Below are 1,475 nucleotides of genomic sequence, written 5' to 3'. Positions count from 1 at the left end.
GGCACCCGCTAACGCCAGCGGTAGGCCCGCCCGCTCGGCCACCGCGCCCCACACCACGCTACCCACGGCCATACCGCCCTGAATAACGAGCAGGTAGATGCTGATGGTGCGGGCCTGCACCCAGCGCGGCACCACGGTCTGCACGCCCACACTGAACGAGTTGAGCACCAGCATCCAGGCCATGCCCACAAACACCAGCGCCGCGTACAGCAGCCAGGGCGCATCTACGTAGCCCAAACCCAGCAGGCCGCCGGCAAACACAGTAGTAGCCAGCGCCACCCGGCCATCAATGCTCAGGCGGCGGTTGAGGCGCGGCAGCAGCACGGCCGCCAGCACTGCGCCCAGCCCCATGCAGGTGAGCAGCAGCGAGTAGAACGCCGTGGGCCGCAGCAGGCGCTGGGCCACCACGGCCGGCATCAGGGCAAACAACGCGCTGCCCCCAAACGTGAAAGCGGCCCCACGCAGTAAAATCCGCTGGACCGGGGGCGCGAAACGGGCGTAGCGTAGGCCGCCGCGCATGGCCATCACCAGCCGCTCGGTGGCCAGCGTGCTCACTGGCTGGGGCTGACGCTGCCAGCTGTACACCATGTAAATAGTGCCCAGAAATGACAGCCCGTTGAGCAGAAACGCCGCCCCGGCCGAGAAGTACCCGATAACCAGTCCGCCGAGCGCCGGCCCCAGTGCCCGGGCTAGGTTGAAGCTGACGCTGTTGAGTGCAATGGCCTGGGGCAGGTCGGCGGGCGGCACCACCTCGGGCGTTACTGACTGCCACACCGGGTTGTTGAGCGCCCCGCCCAGCCCCAGCAGAAAAGTAAGGCTCAGTAGCAGCCAGGGCGAGGCAAAGCCGCCGAAAGCCATGCCCGCCAGCAGCAAAGCCACCAGGGCCATCCAGCTTTGGGTGAGGATGAGCAGCTTGCGCCGGTCGAGCAAATCGGCCAGCGCGCCGGCGGGCAGGCTCAGCAGAAATACGGGCAGCGCCGAAGCCGTTTGGAGCAGTGCCACCAGCACGGGCGAGTCCGTCAGCTCGGTCATCAGCCCCACGGCCCCCACATTCTGCATCCAGGTGCCCACGTTCGACACGAACGAGGCAATCCAGAGCATCCGAAAAATCGGAGTTTTCAGCGGAGTAAACGGCGACGAGGAAGCCAAGCGGTGAGGTGGTGAAGTGGTAAGTCTCTGTTTAGGCGATGCCAGAAGCCATGTGGACAAAGCCGGCAGCTCCTAATACTCCCAAGCCCCACTCATACGGCTATCAGCGCCTTTCGAACAAGCCACAACCGCATCCACCGCAAAAAGGCCACCTCACAGGGGCTGCTACCCTTGCCATACCACATGGCCCCGAATATTACCTCACCGCCTCACCGCCTAAGCAAAGTTGCACAGCTCGCCAGCACGACGTAGAGGTGGGGCTTGTCGCCGCCCGCCGTTCGCACAGCTTCAACGGTAGTCGTTCAATGGCAATTGTTCAACGGCGG

At 64.7% G+C, this 1,475-nt stretch carries 1 protein-coding gene; it reads right to left on the bottom strand.

What is annotated here, in order from left to right; all coding sequences use genetic code 11:
- Window positions 1–1,149, bottom strand: a 1,149-nt coding sequence (locus HW556_RS18305; protein WP_262890019.1) for an MFS transporter, incomplete at its 3' end; no start/stop codon positions are given.
- Window positions 1,150–1,475: the final 326 nt, after the last annotated feature.

Origin of the sequence: Hymenobacter terrestris, from assembly GCF_013377905.1 — a bacterium.
Taxonomy (GTDB): domain Bacteria; phylum Bacteroidota; class Bacteroidia; order Cytophagales; family Hymenobacteraceae; genus Hymenobacter; species Hymenobacter terrestris.
The sequence above is the reverse complement of the archived record's forward strand: the minus strand, read 5'-3'. Positions and strand labels throughout refer to the sequence as shown.